The organism is Halorubellus sp. JP-L1, assembly GCF_011440375.1.
Lineage (GTDB): Archaea > Halobacteriota > Halobacteria > Halobacteriales > Natrialbaceae > Halorubellus.
This window is the reverse complement of sequence record NZ_JAAOIR010000001.1, coordinates 778,279-796,750: the sequence shown is the minus strand read 5'-3', so window position 1 is coordinate 796,750 and position 18,472 is coordinate 778,279. Positions and strand designations below refer to the sequence as shown.

At 67.6% G+C, this 18,472-nt stretch carries 16 protein-coding genes; 9 read left to right on the top strand and 7 right to left on the bottom strand.

The features are described 5' to 3' along the window. Window positions 1–21: 21 nt before the first annotated feature. The gene (locus G9C85_RS04070; protein WP_166037166.1) at window positions 22–1,074 is read left to right on the top strand and encodes a S66 peptidase family protein; all 1,053 of its coding nucleotides are present in this window, start codon (window positions 22–24) and stop codon (window positions 1,072–1,074) included. A gap of 58 nt (window positions 1,075–1,132) precedes the next feature. Here the strand turns inward: G9C85_RS04070 and G9C85_RS04065 are convergent, their stop codons facing one another. The 4 genes from G9C85_RS04065 to G9C85_RS04050 all read right to left on the bottom strand — a co-directional run bounded on the left by G9C85_RS04065 (window position 1,133) and on the right by G9C85_RS04050 (window position 6,196). Next, window positions 1,133–1,585 (bottom strand): acyl-CoA thioesterase, encoded by a 453-nt coding sequence (locus G9C85_RS04065; RefSeq protein WP_166037164.1) that lies wholly within the window; start codon window positions 1,583–1,585, stop codon window positions 1,133–1,135. Window positions 1,586–1,922: 337 nt separating this feature from the next. Next, window positions 1,923–3,980 (bottom strand): bacterio-opsin activator domain-containing protein, encoded by a 2,058-nt coding sequence (locus G9C85_RS04060; RefSeq protein ID WP_166037162.1) that lies wholly within the window; start codon window positions 3,978–3,980, stop codon window positions 1,923–1,925. Between the two features lie 114 nt (window positions 3,981–4,094). After that, window positions 4,095–5,261: a cystathionine gamma-synthase gene (locus G9C85_RS04055; RefSeq protein WP_166037160.1), complete on the bottom strand. Its 1,167-nt coding sequence runs from the start codon at window positions 5,259–5,261 to the stop codon at window positions 4,095–4,097. Between the two features lie 71 nt (window positions 5,262–5,332). Then, window positions 5,333–6,196 carry an SDR family oxidoreductase gene (locus G9C85_RS04050; protein ID WP_166037158.1) on the bottom strand — a complete coding sequence of 288 codons (864 nt, stop codon included), beginning with the start codon at window positions 6,194–6,196 and terminating at the stop codon, window positions 5,333–5,335. A gap of 198 nt (window positions 6,197–6,394) precedes the next feature. Between G9C85_RS04050 and G9C85_RS04045 the strand changes: the two genes are divergently transcribed. Next, on the top strand, window positions 6,395–6,676 hold the full coding sequence (locus G9C85_RS04045) for a hypothetical protein (protein ID WP_166037156.1): 282 nt from the start codon (window positions 6,395–6,397) through the stop codon (window positions 6,674–6,676). 406 nt (window positions 6,677–7,082) lie between these two features. On the opposite strand, the gene G9C85_RS04040 is transcribed toward G9C85_RS04045, so the two are convergent. Both G9C85_RS04040 and G9C85_RS04035 read right to left on the bottom strand, forming a co-directional pair. Then, a complete protein-coding gene (locus tag G9C85_RS04040) occupies window positions 7,083–7,799 on the bottom strand; it encodes a hypothetical protein (RefSeq protein ID WP_166037153.1) in 717 nt (238 codons plus the stop codon). Window positions 7,800–8,402: 603 nt separating this feature from the next. Next, window positions 8,403–9,176: a hypothetical protein gene (locus G9C85_RS04035; RefSeq protein WP_166037151.1), complete on the bottom strand. Its 774-nt coding sequence runs from the start codon at window positions 9,174–9,176 to the stop codon at window positions 8,403–8,405. A 177-nt stretch (window positions 9,177–9,353) separates the two neighbouring features. Between G9C85_RS04035 and fen the strand changes: the two genes are divergently transcribed. The 4 genes from fen to G9C85_RS04015 all read left to right on the top strand — a co-directional run bounded on the left by fen (window position 9,354) and on the right by G9C85_RS04015 (window position 14,045). Continuing rightward, window positions 9,354–10,334, top strand: coding sequence for a flap endonuclease-1 (gene fen / locus G9C85_RS04030; protein WP_166037149.1), 981 nt, complete (start codon window positions 9,354–9,356; stop codon window positions 10,332–10,334). A gap of 108 nt (window positions 10,335–10,442) precedes the next feature. After that, entirely contained in the window at window positions 10,443–10,907 is a 465-nt protein-coding gene (locus tag G9C85_RS04025; protein ID WP_166037147.1) for a PH domain-containing protein, read from the top strand. 1 nt (window position 10,908) lies between these two features. Further along, a complete protein-coding gene (locus G9C85_RS04020) occupies window positions 10,909–12,720 on the top strand; it encodes a PH domain-containing protein (RefSeq protein ID WP_166037145.1) in 1,812 nt (603 codons plus the stop codon). 119 nt (window positions 12,721–12,839) lie between these two features. After that, entirely contained in the window at window positions 12,840–14,045 is a 1,206-nt protein-coding gene (locus G9C85_RS04015; protein ID WP_166037143.1) for a PQQ-binding-like beta-propeller repeat protein, read from the top strand. Between the two features lie 50 nt (window positions 14,046–14,095). Here the strand turns inward: G9C85_RS04015 and G9C85_RS04010 are convergent, their stop codons facing one another. Then, window positions 14,096–14,761, bottom strand: a complete 666-nt coding sequence (locus tag G9C85_RS04010; protein ID WP_166037141.1) for a DUF4013 domain-containing protein — start codon at window positions 14,759–14,761, stop codon at window positions 14,096–14,098. Between the two features lie 246 nt (window positions 14,762–15,007). Here G9C85_RS04010 and G9C85_RS04005 point away from each other — a divergent pair, with 246 nt between their 5' ends. The 3 genes from G9C85_RS04005 to G9C85_RS03995 are packed head-to-tail and all read left to right on the top strand — an operon-like array spanning window position 15,008 to window position 18,448. Then, a complete protein-coding gene (locus G9C85_RS04005) occupies window positions 15,008–16,366 on the top strand; it encodes an ABC transporter substrate-binding protein (RefSeq protein ID WP_166037139.1) in 1,359 nt (452 codons plus the stop codon). A 40-nt stretch (window positions 16,367–16,406) separates the two neighbouring features. Beyond that, window positions 16,407–17,408: a carbohydrate ABC transporter permease gene (locus G9C85_RS04000; protein ID WP_369680781.1), complete on the top strand. Its 1,002-nt coding sequence runs from the start codon at window positions 16,407–16,409 to the stop codon at window positions 17,406–17,408. Further along, window positions 17,405–18,448, top strand: coding sequence for a carbohydrate ABC transporter permease (locus G9C85_RS03995; protein ID WP_166037135.1), 1,044 nt, complete (start codon window positions 17,405–17,407; stop codon window positions 18,446–18,448). Before G9C85_RS04000 ends, G9C85_RS03995 begins: the two co-directional genes overlap by 4 nt. Window positions 18,449–18,472: the final 24 nt, after the last annotated feature.

Genomic DNA, 18,472 nt, shown 5'->3' with positions numbered 1-18,472 from the left:
CGCGGGCGAGACCGAGCGCACATGCCCGACTTCGTCACGCCGCCGCCGGTCGAACCCGGCGACAAGGTCGCGGTGATCGCACCCGCGTCGACGAACCCCAAATTCGCCAGTCACGTCTACGAACTCGGCCTGCAGCGGATGCGAGACGTCTTCGACCTCGAGCCCGTCGAGTACCCGACCGCGACCGCCGACCCCGAGTCCCTCGCCGACGACCCCGAGGCGCGCGCCGAGGACGTCATGGACGCGTTCAGGGACCCCGAGATATCGGCCGTCGTCGCGAACATCGGCGGCCACGACCAGATCACGGTCCTCCCGCACCTCGACCCCGAGGTCCTCCGCGACAACCCGACGCGGTTCTACGGGTGGTCGGACAACACGAACCTCCACACCGTCCTCTGGAACCAGGGCGTCGTCTCGTACTACGGCGGGTCGACGCTCCTCGAGTACGCGATGGACGGCGAGATGTTCGACTACACCGTCGAGTACCTCGGTCGCGCGCTCTTCGACGAGTCCATCGGCGACTGGGAGGAAGCGGACGTCTTCACCGACGAGGCCGGCGACTGGGAGAACCCCGACGCGCTCGAGGAGCGCCGCGACATCGAGGAGAGCGACGGTCGCACGTGGCGCGGCGGCGAGAATGCGGTGTCCGGTCGGATCTGGGGCGGCTGCTACGAGGTGCTCGTCGAGCAGTTCCTCGCCGACCGCTACCTCCCCGACGAGCGCGACCTCGACGGCGCCGTGCTCGCGCTGGAGACCGCAGAGGGCATCCCCGACCCAGAGTACGTGAAGGCGAACCTCCGCGCGCTCGGCGAACGCGGCCTCCTCCAGCGCTTCGACGGCGTCCTCGTCGGTCGCGCCGCCGCCCGCAGTCACGTCGAGGACAACCCGCCGGAGTGGCGCGCCGACTACCGCGAACGCCAACGCGACGCCATCACGAGCGTCTTCGAGCGCTACAACCCCGACGCACCGGTCGTCTTCGACTGCGAGTTCGGCCACACGTACCCGACCTGCCCGATTCCCATCGGCGGGGAGGTCGAGATCGATCCCGGGACGGAGACGATCCGACTTCCGTGACCGGACTCGCCCGCCCGGAGTCGACGAGCGACTGCAGTCCCGGCTCTCGACGGGCGATTCAGTCCTCGGCGTTCCCGTTGTCGCCCTCGAGCGCCGCAGTCCGCAGGCGCTCGCCCTGGTCGGACTCGACCGTCAGATTCGGGACCTCGACGGGATCGCCGTCCTCGTCGATCGCGACGAACACCATGTAGCTCTCCGTCGTGAGTTCGGTCTCGCCGGTGCGGAGGTTCTCGCGGAACACCTTCACGCGCACCTTCACGCTCGTCCGGCCCGCGTCGTACACGTACGCCTCGACGAGCGCCGCGTCGCCCTGCGGGATCGGTCGCCGGAAGTTCGTCTGGTCCATGCGCGCGGTCACGACCTGATGGCCGGCGAATCGCATCGCACTCATCGCCCCGACCTCGTCCATCCACATCATCACGTTCCCCCCGTGAGCGGTCTCCAGGATGTTCGCGTCGTTCGGGTTCACGATGTGCCGGTTCCGGATGTGCGTGTCCATCAGCGTGGGCATACGTCGCGTTCTCCCGGCGGTCAGTTGAGGATGTCGAACCCGTCGCGAAACGACCGCGTCCCCGACTCGGCGCCTTCGCTGAGGGAACGCGATCGGTGTCGTCGTCGCGGAGATGCGACGCACGCACACTACGTAGCTAGCGTCTAACTATAACCCCTCGCCGCTCGGGACTGTACTTGGGGGACGGCGTCGCCCCGCGCACGGACGATTACGATGCAGCCCCATCGACCTGTCGCGGGGGAGCGACCACACACGGGATGCCCACCACGCAACGGACTCGCCCTCCGCGCCGCCCACCGCTGGCTCGTTCGGCCACCACTCGCCACCGCGCTCGCGGTCAGTTCTCCGTGCGACTCGACTCGAACAGCGCGTCGAAGACCGCGCGTTCGGCCTTCCTGATGTGCCCGTGGAGCGTCGGCGCCGCGACGTCCAGCGAGTCGGCAACCTCCTCGGCGGTGCTCTCGCGCGGCCACCGGAAGTAGCCCGCGTGGTACGCCGCCCGGAGCGACTGCCGCTGGCGGTCGGTCAACTCGCTCAACGGGCCGTCCGCTGGCGCCGTATCGTCCATCGACCGGTCGCGTTCGCGCCGCGCGGCCAGCTCGAGCGTCGGGTGCTCGCGGCGGATCAGGCCCGTGACGCTCCGGACGTCCGCGCCCGCCGGCAGTTCGACGGTCACGTACCCGGCGCCGTCCGTGGCGACTTCGCCCGTGACCGCTGCACCCGCGTCCGACACCGTATCAAAGAACGACGAGTCGGTCAGCCGCAGTTGCACGCGCTTCCGGTCGGCGGCGTCGCTCACGACCGACGCCGCCGCGACCCGCTCCACGCCCTCGGCAGCGGCCACGACCGCCTCAGGGGTCGCGTCCGCGACCGCGAAGTACAGCACCCACTCCGACCCGGCGGGCACGTACCCGTCGAGTTCGAGCGTGCACGCGAGCGCGTCCGAGAGCCTGGCGGGCACGGGTCCGGGGTCGTCGTGCCGGAACTCGAGTTCCACCGCTGACTCCGCGTTCAGGAGCTGCTGGCTCTTGACGGCGTGAATGACGAACCCGACGGTCCGTCCGAGGACGTCGAACCCGGCCTGCTCGCGCTCTGTGAACGCGTCGGCGTCCGCGGCGTACACCGAGAGGACGCCGTACACGGTGTCGTCGTAGTGGAGCGGGACCGCCGCGACCGAGCCGAACCCGCGCTCGGCCGCCGCGTCCTGCCACGGCTCGAACGCGCCGTCGTCGACGGTCCCGACCTGGACCGCTCCCGTGCGGACCGCTCGCCCACTGGGGCCGCAATCCGTTTCGCTGTCGTGGGCGGGCACCGTGATCGCGTCCAGGTAGCCGTCGTCGTCGCCCGCGGACGTCCGCGGGACGATGCGTTCGCCGTCGATCGACCGCTCGCCGACCCACGCGAACTCGTAGCGGTCGCTCGACGCCAGTTGCTCGCAGACGCGGCGCTCGACGGCGTCGCGATTCGCGGACGCAACGAGCTCTCGCGTCGTCTCCAGGAGCAGTTCGTTGATGTGGTCGAGGGTCTCGAGTTCGTCGCGTCGACGCTCCAGCGCGCGCTCGCGGTGCTCGCGGTCGGTTACGTCGCGGATGACGCCGACGCTCCCGCGGTACTCGCCGTCGGGCTCGGGGTAGAGCCGGTAGTTCGACTCGAGCGTCCGCGGCCCCGCTGGCGTCTGAACGTCGGCCTTAACGGTCCCGGTACTGGTGTCGCCCTCGACGACGCGCTCGCGGATGTCGTCCGCGAGCGCGATCTCGTCCTCGTTCGCGAACAACTCCTTCACGGGCGTTCCAAGGAGCTCTTGCTTGGTCGTCCCGAACATCCTCGCGAGCGCTTCGTTCACGAACGTAAAGCGGAGGTCGCCGTCGAGCGCGTATACGCCGTCGAGGACGGTCCCGATGATGTTGTTCGCTCGCGCCAGTTCGTCTGCTGGGGCGTCGCCGGACGCCACCCCCGGAGCCGGCTGCGCGAGGTCGGGCGAGCCGGCGGGACCGTCCTCTGCCGTCCCGCGCTCCTCGTCCGCGTCGGCGTCGGCGACGTCTTCGGGACGGTCGGCGCGCGTCCAGACGACGTCGTTCCCCTCCGTCGCCCGCAGCGTCACCGTCCGGGCGGCGTCGTCCTCCCCGTCGTTAGCGAGCAGTGGCCCCGTCCAGGAGCCGTCCTCGCGTGCGGCGGCGACGGGCGTCCGTTCGCCGCGCGCCAGCGCCTCGGGGTCCTCGACCGCGAGGACCGTCTCCCAGCGAGCGCCGGCGAGGTCCTCGACGGGCGTCCCGACCGCCGCCGCGAGTTCGTCCGCGACGGCGGCGAACTCCTCCCCGGTCTGCACGGCGAGCACGCCGGGGACGGCGTCGAGGACGTCCACGAGGTCGGTCGTCGTCTCCACCGAATCGGCCATACCCACCTATCAATACGCACTCAAATAAGTTCGACGTGCGAAGACGGGTATCGCCAGCGACGTCACTGCGGCCGCAGAGAGCGCGACGCAGTGAACGTATCGGCCTCCCAGTGACTACTCGAGCGCGTACTCCATCGCCTGCTGGAGGTCGGCCTTGAGGTCCTCGACGTGCTCGATGCCGACGCTCGCACGCACGAGGCCGTCGGTGAGGCCGGCCGCGATCCGCTCCTCGCGCGGGATGGCGGCGTGAGTCATCGGCGCGGGCTGTTCGATCAGGGACTCGACGCCGCCGAGGCTCTCGGCGAGCGTGAACACCTGCGTCGAGGAGACGAACTCGCTCGTCGCCTCCAGCGAGGCGTCGAGTTCGAAGGAGAGCATCCCGCCGAAGTCGTCCATCTGGCGCGCGGCGACGTCGTGGCCGGGGTGGCTCTCGAGGCCGGGATAGTAGACGGTGTCGACGCGGTCGTGGTCGTCGAGCCACGAAGCAAGGTCGCGCGCGTTCTCGCAGTGGCGGTCCATCCGCACCGGGAGCGACTTGGTGCCGCGGAGGACGAGGAAGCACTCGAACGGCCCGGGCGTCGCCCCCACCGAGTTCTGGTAGAACCCGAACTGCTCGTCGAGGTCGGGGTCGTCCGTGACGAGCGCGCCGCCGACGACGTCCGAGTGCCCGCCGAGGTACTTCGTCAGCGAGTGCGAGACGACGTCCGCGCCGTGCTCGAGCGGCCGCTGGAGGTACGGCGTCGCGAACGTGTTGTCGATCGCGCAGATGGCGTCGTAGTCGTGCGCGACGTCGCTCGCGGCCTCGACGTCCACGATACTCATCAGGGGATTCGTCGGCGTCTCCAGCCACAGCAACTCGGTGTTCTCCTGCATGGCGGCGTCGATCTCGTCGACGTCGGTCATGTCGACGAAACTGAACTCGACGTCGTACTTCTCGTACACCTGCGTGAAGATGCGGTGCGTGCCCCCGTAGACGTCCTCGCCCGTGACGACGTGGTCACCGGATTCGAGGAGGTTCAGGACCGTATTGATCGAGCCCATCCCCGAGGAGAAACAGCGGCCGTACTCGCCGCCCTCCAGACTGGCGAGGTTCGCCTCCAAATCGGTACGCGTGGGGTTCCCGGTGCGGGAGTACTCGTACCCGCGGTGCTCGCCGGGCGCGTCCTGCTCGTACGTCGAGTTAGCGTGGATCGGCGTCATCAGCGCGCCCGTCTCCGGGTCGGGCGCCTGGCCGGCGTGGATGCTCCGCGTCTCGAACCGGAACGCGTCGTCGTCGTCCATGCGAGAGGCGTCGCGCGCCCCGCAGGTACCTCTTGCGTTCCCCGAACCGCCAGCGGCGCCCCGCTCGTCGTTCAGGTCGCCGACTCGTCGTCGGGATGAAGCGCACTCGTAGCGGACTCGTCTTCGGCCGTACGCGACTCCGACCCCGCTCCACTCGTCGCGCCGTCCGGAGTCGGCGGCGCGTCGAGGAACCGCCGCGTCCCCCGCTTCACGAGACCGGGGAACCGCTCGGCGACCGCGAGACCGATGCGCGTCTTCCAGTCGGCGTAGACGACCGGCTTCGTCGACTCCAGCTTCCGCGCGAGCTTCCGCCCGACGTCGGCCGGGTCGTCCATCGTGGATTCGGGGTACCCGAGCTCGACGGCGCTTCGCGTCCGCGCGAGCGCGGGATGCATCACGGTGCACGTGACGGACTCGAGCTGGAGCTCGAGGCGGAGCGAGCGCGCGTACGCCTCCAGCGCACCCTTCGTCGCCCCGTACCCCGTGAGTCCGGGGTTCCCGACGCGCCCGACGCCCGAACTCACGAAGTGGATCTTGCCCTCGCCGCGCTCGCGCATGTGCGGGAGGACGGCGTGGACGAGCCGGAGCGGCCCGAATACGTTCACCTCGAACTCCTCGCGGGTGTCCGAGAGCGACCGGTCGCGGACCAGGCCGAACTCGAATATCGCGGCGTTGTTCACGAGCACGTCGATGCGTCCCCAGGCGTCCATGACGTCCGCGACGCTCGACTCGACGTCCTCGTCGCTCGTCACGTCGCACTCGTAGACGCGGAGTTGCTGGCCGTACTGGTCGGCGAACGCGTCGAGGTTCGACGTGTCGACGTCGAGCGCCGCGACCCGGTACCCGTCCTCGAGGAGCGTCGCGAGCATCCCGCGGCCGATGCCCTCGTTCGCGCCCGTGAGGACGACCACTCGGCCCGTCGTTGCTGCTTCCATGAGGGTCTCTACGGCCGGACGACGCATTATCTTGTTTATAATTCTCGCGGGGCGAGGTACAGAGCCCCGTGCACCCGTGAGTTTCTTGCCGGTCGCCCGTGGGCTTCGGACCGTGACCGACGACGCGACTCACGCCCCGATCTGCCGCCCGACACACCGTAGTCGCGCCGACGCGCTGGGCGGGACGGAGGTGCGGCGATGACCGTCGAGAGGTTGGACGACGCCGTCGACGGCTACCACGACGTCGCCGACCAACTCAGCCAGTATCTCCTCTCGCACGCGAGCGAAGCGTGCGAGCGCGAGCGAGCGGCGACCCGCGACCTCGACTCCCTCGAAGCGTTCGAACGCCTTGTGCTCGAGGTCCTCCCCGACTACCACGTCACCGCGAACTGCTACGTCCCCGCCGGCGACGGCCCGCACCCCGCCGTCGTCCTCTGCGGCGGCCATCACCCGTTCCCGAAGGCCGACGGCCAGAACTAGCTGACCGGCGTCGAACTCGCCCGTCACGGCGTCGTCGTCCTGATCGTCGACCCACCCGGGCAGGACGAACGCACCCAGTACCCCGGCAACGTGCAAACCTAGGATTCCGAGTCCAGCGACGACGGCGTCCACCCCGTCTTCCACGGGTCGGGCGTGTACGCGCACTCGCGAACCGGCCAGCAGGCGGCGTACGCCGGCGCGAACGTCGCGAGCTGGTTCGTCCACGAGGCCCGGTGCGCGCTAGATTACCTCGCCGCGCGACCGCGCGACGAGCGCGGACGCGGCCTTCGACCCGCGCCTCGACCCCCGCGACGTCCTCGACTGCGACCTCCCGCGCGTCTGCGACGCACTCGTCGACGCCGACATCCGAGTCGATGGAATCCTGAATGCCGACGAATGAGTTCCTCTACGGCGTCCGAAGTGCGACGACTGAAGCCGTCGAGTTCGTTCGTGTGTCCGGCGGTCTGACGACGACCCTTCCCTCACCCATAACGATGGACGCATCGCCGACGAACGCCTCAGAGCCAGCGCCGAGCGCGACGACTGTCTCGTTGACGCGGACGAGTTCGAACGCGGCGTCGGTTGTCGCGTTCGTCTCGGCCATCTCGATGTGAGCTTGCATCGCGGACGAGAACTCGTCCGCTTCGCCTGGGTCGTCCCATCGAGTCACCCACACCCGGTTCGTCTCGGAACCGTTCCCGTATTTCACGACCGTGTCGTTACCCCAGCCGGTTGCAGCACGGTCTGCGCGCTCGTCGGATAGGTACGCTGTCAGGACTGCGTACGTCCAGAGCTCTCCCTGTCGGCGCAATCCAGTCGGCAGTCCCGCATTCGTAACCGTCCACTCGTCGGTTGCTCTGGGGGAGACCGACAGGGGACGCGCGGGTTCGGTTCCCGGATCGAGTCGGTGCCGGATCTGTTCCGTCGTCGTCGGTGGGCTCTCGTAGACAGCCGTAAGCTCCTCTGGCGAATCGATTCTGTCATCGATGTACCGGGCACCGACGCAATACGGACTGAGGTCGAGCTTCGTCGCTGGAGCGCCGGCGTCGTACGCCGCACAGGCTGACGCCTGCTGATTCCTGACCCCTTCGTACTGCGCCGCGTACTGCTGGGTCAGGTACACGGCTGCACCCTCTGTAACTGTTTGGCCGGCACCCGCCGACGATTCCACACCGACTCGTCTGACCGCCGCGTACGACTCGAGTTGGAACTGAATCGAGTGTACGTACTCGTGAACGAGCAGACTTCGAACGTCGCGTTGGCTCGATGCCTCCGTAACAGTAACTTCGATCACTCCATTCCGTTTCGCTCGTCCTCTCGTCGGCGACGCTTGCTCCCGCGTCGCGTTAGATACGCCTAGGACACGCGCGAACCGATCTGGCGTCGCACGCACTGGTCCGAGCGACTCTTCCCGACTCACCAAGATGGAGGGCCTGGTGGCCTCCACCGACAGGAGCGCTCTGACGTTACTGAATAGTTCACCTTCATTGACCCCGAGCGGTCCATCATCTCCCGGCTCGTGCTCCGTCGTTTCCGTACCCACTCCCCCGGTCGTAGTCGTATCCACACCGTCTGTCGTGGCAGTATCTACTTCCGAATATCCCTCGGTCGTCCTTTCGGATTCGACTGTCACTCGCTCCGTATCTTGCACTGGCCCCGTACAGCCAGCTATCACGACGAGGACCAAGACACTGAGAATTCCGAACTGATTCATCGACAGGTATTCTCAGCAGCCGAACCTCTCACAGGGGTCCCACCATGGCGTGCAAGCAGAGTTGAAGCTACAATCCTTTCCACAGCCACTCCTAATGGTGACGGTACAGGCCGGGCAGTAAACCCTTTTGGTCACACAGGTTCCGCTGTCAGGACCAGTGATTCCAGCGGCACAGATGTCTATGACGCAACCCTGGATCCGGGCCTCCTGCGTTCCGATTCTCTCCGTCTGGACGTCCTTCTCGCGCTGGGATTCTACCATCGTGGACACCTGTTCTTCATCCGAGATGAACCGGTACTCCGTCTGATGCTTTTTTACACCGTCTTGCACTTGAATGGTCGCTTGTGCTTTAAGCGGTTGTTCGATGAAGTATGTGTTGTCCTTTTCAGGCACGACAACGAGCTCTCCTCTTCGATCTTCATTTGTCAAGGTTACCTGAATCGGGGTCACGAATCCTCCCCCAGAGAATCGTTTCGTGACGACCACGCCTTGTCTGCCTTCGAACGCGTCTAGCGACTTCCGATTTGCCGCCACCCACTCCTCGTTAGTGAGAGAATGTACGTCGACGTCGAATTCCTCGAGGGTATCCTCTCGCTGAAGATGGGATAGGACGCCGGAAGCATGATCCCGGATGTAATCTGCCAGGTTGGGTGCCGATTCGACGTCCTCGCTCGAACCGGCGCTCACCGCTATGCTACTTGCCGCGATGACACCGGCGCTGGCAGCACTTGATTTCAAGAGCGACCTTCGCGAAGCATTCACCGTGCCATCTTTCTTATTCGACATCAATTGAAAAAACTATTAGTATATTTAAGTTTTAATATTTATAAAATTGTGTATTTTTCTCTCGTTGCATAATATTTCTAGGAAATGGGGCGGCTTAACTACGGTCCTATGACTTGAGGTCGGTTGACCACCACCCAGATCGGGTCGTCTTTATGGCCTGGGACCAATCCACTGACGATGGGCAATGCAGACCTGCGCGACCTCGCGACCATCGAGGAGGTCCCCTGGGAGTCCGTGGACCCGGGCGTGGTGGCGGTGGACGCGCACAACTGGCTGTACCGGTACCTGACAACGACGGTGCGGTTCACGAACGAGTCCGTGTACACGACCGCGGCCGGCGACGAGGTCGCGAACTTGATCGGGATCGTGCAGGGCCTCCCGAAGTTCTTCGAGCACGACCTGACGCCCGTGTTCGTGTTCGACGGCGGCCCGTCGGAGCTGAAGGCGGACGAGATCGCCCAGCGCCGCGAGGCACGCGAGGAGCTCGAGGACCAACTTGAGGACGCTCGCGAGGAAGGTGACGTCGCGGAGATCGCGCGCCTGGACTCGGCGACGCAGCGGCTCACGGACGTCATCCAGGAGACGAGCCGAGAGCTCCTCTCCCTGCTCGACGTCCCCGTGGTCGAAGCGCCCGCGGAGGGCGAGGCGCAGGCCGCGCACATGGCGGCTCGCGGGGACGCGGACTACGTCGGGACCGAGGACTACGACGCGCTCCTGTTCGGCGCGCCCGTGACGCTCCGCCAGCTCACGAGCAAGGGAAACCCCGAACGCATGAGCCTCCAGCGGACGCTCGACGACCTCGGGCTGACGCGCGAACAGCTCGTCGACGTCGCCATCCTCTGCGGGACCGACTTCAACGACGGCGTCCGCGGGTACGGCCCGAAGACCGCGCTGTCGGCCGTCCGCGAGCACGGCGACCTCTGGACAGTCATGGAGGCCGAGGACGTCGTCGTCGAGAACGCAGACCTCGTCCGCGAGCTGTTCTTCGACCCGAACGTCACCGACGACTACGCGTTCGACGCGACGATCACGCCCGACGTCGAGGCCGCGAAGGCGTACGTCACCGACGAGTGGGAGGTGCCCGCCGACGAGGTCGCACGCGGGTTCGAACGCATCGACGACGGCCTCACGCAGACCGGGCTCGACGACTGGACCTGAGGACCCCAGACCCGCGGTGGGGGCTCGCGCTCGAACCCGCGGTGGCGTCGGTTCGACGGCGGGTCCGAGGCACGCGTTTTCAAGTCACCGGAGCGAGACGACGGGAACATGGAGACTCTGCACGAGCGCGTTCGCGTCCAGTGGACGGTTCGCGCCGTCCTCGCCGCCGCCGTCCTCGCGGGCATCGCGTACGGCGCGACGGTACTGCTCGACGTCTCGCCGGCGACCGCCGTCGTCGCCGGCGTGTTCGTCGTCGTCGTCGCCGTCGGCGCGGTCCACGCCGTCCTGCTGTACGCTCGCTGGCGATTCGACCTGGAATCCGACGCGCTCTACCTCGAACGGGGCGTGTTCACGCACGTCGAGACCGCGGTACCGTACGTCCGCGTCCAGCACGTCGACACGCAACGCACGCCGCTGGATCGCCTGCTCGGCATCTCGCGCGTCGTCGTCTACACCGCCGGGTCGCGCGGCGCGGACGTCACCGTCCCGGGACTGACCGTCGACCGCGCGCGCTCGCTCCGAAACGAACTCCGCGAACTCGCCGTGGACGCGGAACCCGACGACGCCGTCTAGCATGACGATGGAACGCCTCCATCCGCTGTCCGCGGTCCTCCGCGTGGCGTCGTACGGCGCGAACGGCTTCGCCATCCCGGCGGTGCTGTCGCTCGTCGCTGGAGGGTTCGTCGAGGCCCGCGTCGGGGTCGGCGGCGGCGACCTCTTCGCCGTCCTCGCACCGGCCGGCCTCGTCGCTGGAGCGACGTTCGGCTACCTCTCCTACCGCCGGTTCGCGTACGAACTCACGCCGGACACGTTCGACGTCGCGTCCGGCGTCGTCGGCCGCACCGAACGCGAGATCCCGATCCGCCGCATCCAGAACGTCGACATCCAGCAGAACCTCGTCCACCAGCTGTTCGACGTCGCCGTCATCCGCATCGAGACCGCCGGCGGTGGCGGGACCGAGGCGACGCTGTCGGTCGTCGGCCTCGACGAGGCGCACGCGCTCCAGCGCGGCATCCGCGAACGCCGGGCGCGACTCCGCGCGTCCGACGACGGAGACGGCGACTCGACGACCGAAGGTGCGTCGGTCGCCGACGATGCGAGCGCCGCGGGCGACGTCGCGGGTGCGAGCGGTGCGACGGTCGCCGACGACGCGACCGCTATCGACGACGGAGCGGCCGCCACGCGAGCGAAGGACGAGGAGCGGTGGGATGGGGACCCGGACACCTGGGAGGGGGATTCGGACACCTGGGACGAGGACGCGGCTCCCGGCCGAGAGGGCGCCGAGGACTGGTCGGACGAGCGCGGCGAGTGGACGGCGGAGTCATACGAGCCGCTGCTCTCGCTGCGCGTAACCGACTTGCTCGTGCTCGCCGCGACGAACTTCCAGCTCGGCTCGCTCCTGTTCGTGCTCGTCGGGTTCCCGCTCGCGGGCGACCTCGCGACGAACGTCCTCCTCGCCGTGGCCGAACCCCTCGGCGGCCCCGAGAGCATCGACCCGAGTGCGATGACGGTCGACCAGTACGTCGTCCTCGGCGGGACCGCCGGCCCGCTCGTCCTCGTCGCCGGGTACGTCCTCAGCGCCGTCCGGGCTGTGCTCGAGTACTACGAGTTCGAACTCGGCCGCCGCGGGAACGACCTCGTGTACGAGCGCGGGCTCTTCCAGCGGTACTCCGGGTCGATCCCCACGGACAAGATTCAGACGCTCACGGTTCGCGAGACCGCGCCGATGCGGTGGCTCGGGTTCGCCGCGCTCGACGTGGAGACCGCCGGATACGGGAGCGGGTCCGGCGGCGGCGGCGGAACGCAGGCCGCGGTTCCCGTCGCCGTTCGCGCTCGCGTCACCACGCTCGCGCACGACCTCTTCGAGTACGACGACGTCGCCCTGGAACGGCCGCCCAAGCGCGCCCGCCAGCGGTACGCCGTCCGGTACGCGCTCGTCGTCCTCGCCGTCCTCGCGATCGCATACGGTGCGTCGGCGCTCCTCTCGGGGTTCACGCTCTGGTACGTCCCCGCCGTCGCGCTACTCGTCGTTCCCGTGGCCGCGCACCTGAAGTGGGTGCACCGCGGGTACGCGCTCACGGACGACCACGTCGTCGTCCGCACCGGGTTCTGGCGGCGACGCACGCACGTCGTCCCCTACTATCGACTGCAGACCATCGTCGGCGAGGCGACCGTGTTCCAGCGCCGCCGCGACCTCGCGTCGCTCGTCGCGGACACCGCCAGTTCCGCGACGCTCGCCCGGTCCGCGCCGACCGCGCACGACCTCGACGCGGACGACGTCAGCCGCCTCCAGCGCGACCTCCGCGACCGACTGCAGGCGCACCTCCGCGGCGACCGCCGACCGGTCGACACGGACGCGAGCGCGGACTCGAACGCGGACGCCTGATCCCTCGCCCGGTGGGGTTCCCGGAGGACGGCAGGATGGATCGTGCCGAGATGGATCGTGCCGAGATGGATCGTGCCGAATCAGTTACTGATTAGTCGAGGGAGCGTGGTACTCGATGCATGAATCGACGCAGTCTCCTCGCTGGGGTGGGCCTGTGCTCGCTCGCCGGTTGCCTCCGACTCGACCAGGCGTCGGGCACCTCGACCCGAGCGACGACCGCACGAACCGAGCGCGAATCGAGCACCGAGACCGTCGATGGCGACGCGGAGACGACCGAGACGGACTCGACGGAGGACGCGGAGCCGACCGAATCGAGCGATGCGATCTCGCTCGAACTGACGTGGCGGTTCTCGAACCAGTACGTCTCTCATCTCGCCGAGACCGACGACGCGTTCTACACCGTGCGCTCCGGAGGGGTCGAGAAGCGAGCGGTCGACGGGCGGCGACGCTGGCAGAAGACGGAGCTCTCGGAGTCGCGGCACGGTGGAAGCGTCGTCGCAGATGGCGACATCGCCGTGGTCGCACTCGAGCCATCGACGGAGTCGGAGGGCGTCCGCGTTATCGTGCTCGACGACGCCACCGGGGACGTCCGCTTCGAGCACGCCGCGCCGTCCGACGGCGACCACTACAGCGTCGGCTCGGTCGTGCTGACCGACGAGGTCGTCGTCGTCGCTACGCAGGGAAGCGGCTCGGGCGACGACCAGCGACCGCGCGTCACCGCGATCGATCGCGAGACCGGCGACGTCAACTGGCACGTCGACTTCGACGACGGGTTCGTCAGCGGACTCCTCCCGTACGAGAACCACCTGTTCGTCACCGTCACCGACCACGTCCTCGACGTCGACCTCGCCACCGGGACGACGAACCAGCGACACGACGTCTTCTGGGGGTTCTCCGAGCCGACGGTCGCCGACGGCACCGTCTACGGCGGGAAGGGCCCGTTCGAAGCGCGAACGCTCCCCGAGTTCGTCGAGGAGTGGAGCCACGAGCCTCTCGCGGACGTCAGCTCGCAGACGTCGCCGCTCGTCGCCGAGGGAACCGTCGTCTTCGGCACTGACGCCGGCCACGTCGTCTCGCTGAACCGGACCGATGGCGAGGCTCGCTGGCAGGACCGAGTGAACGGCAAGGTCGTCGGCGTCGAGCGCGTCCGGGACGCCGTCTGGGTGCTCGACGAAGCGGGGTACGCGTACGCGTTCGACCTCGACGACGGCACCCGGCTCTACGAGGAGCGCTTCGACGACGAACGACGGAGGATCGCAGCGATCGACGACGTGGTCGTCCTCGGGAACGAAGCGTACCGCGTCGAGCGCACCGCGGAGAACTGAGCGCGTCGATGGAATCGGAGGGGCCCGACGGCGTCGACCGACTGACTGGTTCAGCGTTCGCGGGCGAGGCGGACGCCGACGCCCCAGAGGTGCGCGGCGAGGACGACGCCGTACGCGACGACGAGGGACGCGATGACGGGCCCTGCGCGGTCGACCTGGACGGCGACGTTGGCGAACGCCGCCGTCAGTACGAGTGCGACGGTGCCGGCCATCCAGCGCGCGAAGTACGCGGCGTGACTGGCGACGGGGGCGATGCCGCGGGCGCCGAACGCGGCGCGGAACCCGTCGTCGGCGTAGCGGGCGAGCGCGATCGGGACGAGGAAGACGGCGAGCAGGAAGACGGCGAGGACGACGGTCGATCCGGCGTAGAGCACGAGCGAGTCGGAGAAGCCGACGTCGACCGCACCAGCGCGTTCGCTGGCGCCGTAGACGGTGACGAGGAGCGCGAGGACCGGCGGGAGCAAGTAGGTGGCGACGATCACGCTCCCCAGGATGCCTTGCGTGAGGAGTCCGACGGGGTCGGTCCGGATCGGTGGCGTCGCGTCCTCGCGCGAACTCGCGGCGAGGACGCGCACGAGGTACCCGAGGTAGGGAACGAGCGGCGCGACCGGGATCACGAACGAGACCATGACCAGTATCCACCCGACGACGACCGGCCACTCGCGGTCCTTGCCGGCGATCGGATACTCGAAGACGCCGAACCGATTGGGGCGCATCGTCACCCCCGTCGCCTCCCTCCCACGTATGCCCTCCGGTCGCGCACTCGCGACCGTTCCCTCGGTCCCGACGACTTGGCGAGCGATACGGCGCGCACACCGGCGAACGGTCTCGCAGTGTGATGGTCCGTGACTTCGCTTCCGTCCGGCGAATCCTCTCGAGGTTATAGGAGCCTATTACGGAACAACGTACACCCTATGCTTATAATCTATGCATAGTAAACATATACTGAGAGGTGTGAGAATATGACACAGCAAGACCGCGACGACGTCTCACGGCGTAAGTTCGTTGCGACGGCATCGGTCGCTGGCGCATTCGGGCTCGCCGGCTGCATGGGGAACGACGAAGGCACCGCAACCGACGGCGACGGCGGCGACGGTGGCGACGGTACCGACGGTACCGACAGCGACGGCGGCGACGGCGGCGACGGTGGCTCTGGAAACGAGCTCAACGTCCTCCACGGATGGACGGGGAGCGACGGCTCCAGGGCAGCCGAAGCGCTCGTCTCCACGTTCGAGGAGAAGCACCCGGACGTCCCGATGAACGTCGAACCCATCGGAGGGGGCGGGAACCAGAACCTCGACACCGTCGTCGCGAACCGACTCCAGGCGGGCAACCCGCCGAGCGCGTTCGCGAACTGGCCCGGCCCGAACCTCCAGAAGTACGAGGGCGTCCTCGGCGACGTCGGCGACGTCTGGGAGGAGAACGACTTCGCCGACGTCCACATCGAGGAAGCGGAGTCGCTCCACCAGATGGGAGGCACGTTCCGTGCCGTCCCGCTGGGCTCCCACCAGCTGAACTGCCTGTTCTACAACGTGTCCGTCGTCGAAGAAGCGGGCGTCGACCCAGACAGCCTCACCGACGTCTCCTCGCTGCTCTCCGCACTCGAGACCGTCGGCAGCGAGACGGACGCGGTCCCGATGACCCAGGCCATGAGCGGTACGTGGACGATCACGCAGCTCTGGGCGCAGGTCATGCTCGGTCAGGAGGGCTACCAGCCGTACATGGACTTCATCGAGGGCAACGGCTCCGAGAGCGCCGTTCGCTCCTCGTTCGAGACCGTCGCCGAGATCCACGAGAACCACATCTCGGACGACGCGTCCTCGCTCAACCTGACGACGTCCATGGAGAACATCGTCAACGGCGACGCCGCGTTCATCCACCAGGGGAACTGGGCCGCCGGCGCGTTCCGCGGCGCGGAGGACTTCGAGTACGACTCCGAGTGGGGGTACGTGCCGTTCCCCGGCACCGGGAACATGTACACGCTGCACTTCGACTCGATGCTCTACCCGAGCGACAACCCCTCGCCGGAGAACTCCAAGACCTGGATGGCGTACGTCGGCTCCGAGGACGCCCAGATCGCGTACAACCAGTACAAGGGGTCAATCCCGACGCGAACCGACGTCAGCATGGACGCGTTCGGTCCCTACCTGCAGGAGGCGGCCGAGCAATTCGCGAACGCCGAACACCGTCCGCCGACGCTCCAGCACGGCCTCGCGGTCCCCGCCAGCACGATGACGTCGCTCAACGACGTCATCTCGCAGAACTTCACGGGACCGTACGACGTCGACGGTGCGACCTCCGGGTTCATGGACGCAGTGTAGTCGCCGGATGACACCATAAATGACCGACATTCTTTCCGCGTTGCGACGAGCACTCACCGAGTCAGACGACGAGCGAGAGCCACGCACGGACGGCGGCGTCACCGCGGGCGGCGACCAGGGGCGCTCGGTCGGCCCCGTGACGCGCATCAAGGACCGATTCGAGGGACGCTTCGGGAGCGACTTCCTCGAATCCGCGCCGTTCTGGCTCCCGCCGTTCCTCCTGATGGCGCTGTTCGTGTACGGCGCCATCCTCTGGAACTTCTTCCTCTCGCTGACCGACTACAGCGGGTTCGGCGGCGCCGACTACTCCCAGCTGGACTTCGAGATGTACACGCGAGCGTTCGGGGACCCGAACGTCTGGAACGCCGTGACGAACACGTTCCTCCTCGTCGTCGGCTTCACGGTCGGCACGCTCGCGATCGGGCTCGTACTCGCGATCCTCATCGATCGCGGGATCCGGTTCGAGAACGCGTTCCGCACGATCTACTTGCTCCCGATGAGCCTCTCGTTCGTCGTCACCGCCCAGTTCTGGCTGTGGATGTACAACTACAACGAGGGGATCATGAACCAGTTCTTCGGGCTGTTCGGACTCGGCCCGTTCTCCTACCTCGGGAATCAATCGATCGCACTCTGGGCGGTCGTGTTCGCGCTCATCTGGCAGTTCTCGGGGTACGCGATGGTCGTCTACCTCGCCGGCCTCCGCGCGATCCCCGACGAGATGTACGAGGCCGCGAAGACCGACGGCGCCTCGACGTTCCGGATGTACTGGCGGATCATCATCCCCCAGTTGAAGGGTGCGACGATCAGCGCCGCCGTCATCCTGATGGTGTTCGCGCTGAAGGCGTTCGACTTCCTCTACTCGCTCGTCTCGGGCTACCGGCCGCCGACGGGCACGGACATCCTCTCGACGCTGATGGTACGGACCGCCTACTCGAACACCGAGTGGGCGTACGGTGCCGCGATCGCGATCATCCTGTTCGTGCTCGCGCTCGGCATCATCGGCCCGTACCTCGTCTACGAGTTCCGGAGGGACAACCTATGACAGAGATCGATCCGACGGACGACACCAGCGAGACCACGAAGACGGACGACGCGACGACGGCCGCGCAGGCCGACGGCGGGGATATCGACGCGCGCACGGACGGCGGGACGACCGCGGACGCCGATCCCGCGCCGGGCGTGACCGAGGACGCCCGCGGAGGACGCTTCCAGGTTGACCCCTCGCGCGTCGTCCTCTACGCCGTCCTCCTGCTCGTGACGGCGTTCTACCTGACGCCGCTGGAGTCCGGCGTCGTCACGTCGTTCAAGACGAACACCGCGGTGACGCAGACGTTCCCGTTCGCGCCACCGCTCGGCGACGGCTTCACGACAGATAAGTGGGCGACAGCGTTCGACATGCTCGGACGCGGCCTGCTCAACAGCGCGCTGTACGCCATCCCGGCGACGCTCCTCTCCGGCTTCCTCGGGAGCATCGCCGCGTACGGCCTCACGCAAGCGACCTGGAAGCGCCGGTACAAGGCGATCTTCCTGGCGCTGTTCGTCGCCGGCGTGTTCATCCCCTACCAGGCGGTGCTCGTCCCGCTCACGGAGTTCTGGACGAACGTCGTCAACCTCAACGACTTGCTCGGCTTCCTCTGGTCGTCGGGCATCCCCGAGTCGTACGCGAACCTGATCGAGCTCTCGCTCACGCACGTCGCGTACGGGATCCCCGTCTGTACCGTGCTGTTCCGGTCGTACTACAAGAACATGAGCGAGGAGATGATCGAGTCCGCGCGCCTCGACGGCGCCACGCTCCGGCGCGTCTACCGGCGGATCGTGCTGCCGCTGTCGACGCCGATGTTCGCGGTCGTCCTCATCTACCAGTTCACGCAGATCTGGAACGACCTCCTGTTCGCGCTCATCCTCGTCTCCTCGGCGACGAGCGAGGCCGCACCCGCGACGCTCGTGCTCGCGGGCCTCGGCGTCGACCTGTCGGGGACGAACTTCGGCCTCCAGATGGCCGGCGCGCTACTGACCGCACTCCCGACGATCGCGGTCTACGTCATGTTCAGCGAGGAGTTCTCCGAGGGGGTGGCGACGTGACCGAACGACCGAAGACGCCGCGGA

Bases quoted from the DNA above. Each gene is read 5' to 3' on its own strand.
- G9C85_RS04070 (WP_166037166.1), top strand. From the start codon at position 22: ATGCCCGACTTCGTCACGCCGCCGCCGGTCGAACCCGGCGACAAGGTC.
- G9C85_RS04065 (WP_166037164.1), bottom strand. From the start codon at position 1,585: ATGCCCACGCTGATGGACACGCACATCCGGAACCGGCACATCGTGAAC.
- G9C85_RS04060 (WP_166037162.1), bottom strand. From the start codon at position 3,980: ATGGCCGATTCGGTGGAGACGACGACCGACCTCGTGGACGTCCTCGAC.
- G9C85_RS04055 (WP_166037160.1), bottom strand. From the start codon at position 5,261: ATGGACGACGACGACGCGTTCCGGTTCGAGACGCGGAGCATCCACGCC.
- G9C85_RS04050 (WP_166037158.1), bottom strand. From the start codon at position 6,196: ATGGAAGCAGCAACGACGGGCCGAGTGGTCGTCCTCACGGGCGCGAAC.
- G9C85_RS04045 (WP_166037156.1), top strand. From the start codon at position 6,395: ATGACCGTCGAGAGGTTGGACGACGCCGTCGACGGCTACCACGACGTC.
- G9C85_RS04035 (WP_166037151.1), bottom strand. From the start codon at position 9,176: ATGTCGAATAAGAAAGATGGCACGGTGAATGCTTCGCGAAGGTCGCTC.
- fen (WP_166037149.1), top strand. From the start codon at position 9,354: ATGGGCAATGCAGACCTGCGCGACCTCGCGACCATCGAGGAGGTCCCC.
- G9C85_RS04025 (WP_166037147.1), top strand. From the start codon at position 10,443: ATGGAGACTCTGCACGAGCGCGTTCGCGTCCAGTGGACGGTTCGCGCC.
- G9C85_RS04020 (WP_166037145.1), top strand. From the start codon at position 10,909: ATGACGATGGAACGCCTCCATCCGCTGTCCGCGGTCCTCCGCGTGGCG.
- G9C85_RS04015 (WP_166037143.1), top strand. From the start codon at position 12,840: ATGAATCGACGCAGTCTCCTCGCTGGGGTGGGCCTGTGCTCGCTCGCC.
- G9C85_RS04010 (WP_166037141.1), bottom strand. From the start codon at position 14,761: ATGCGCCCCAATCGGTTCGGCGTCTTCGAGTATCCGATCGCCGGCAAG.
- G9C85_RS04005 (WP_166037139.1), top strand. From the start codon at position 15,008: ATGACACAGCAAGACCGCGACGACGTCTCACGGCGTAAGTTCGTTGCG.
- G9C85_RS03995 (WP_166037135.1), top strand. From the start codon at position 17,405: ATGACAGAGATCGATCCGACGGACGACACCAGCGAGACCACGAAGACG.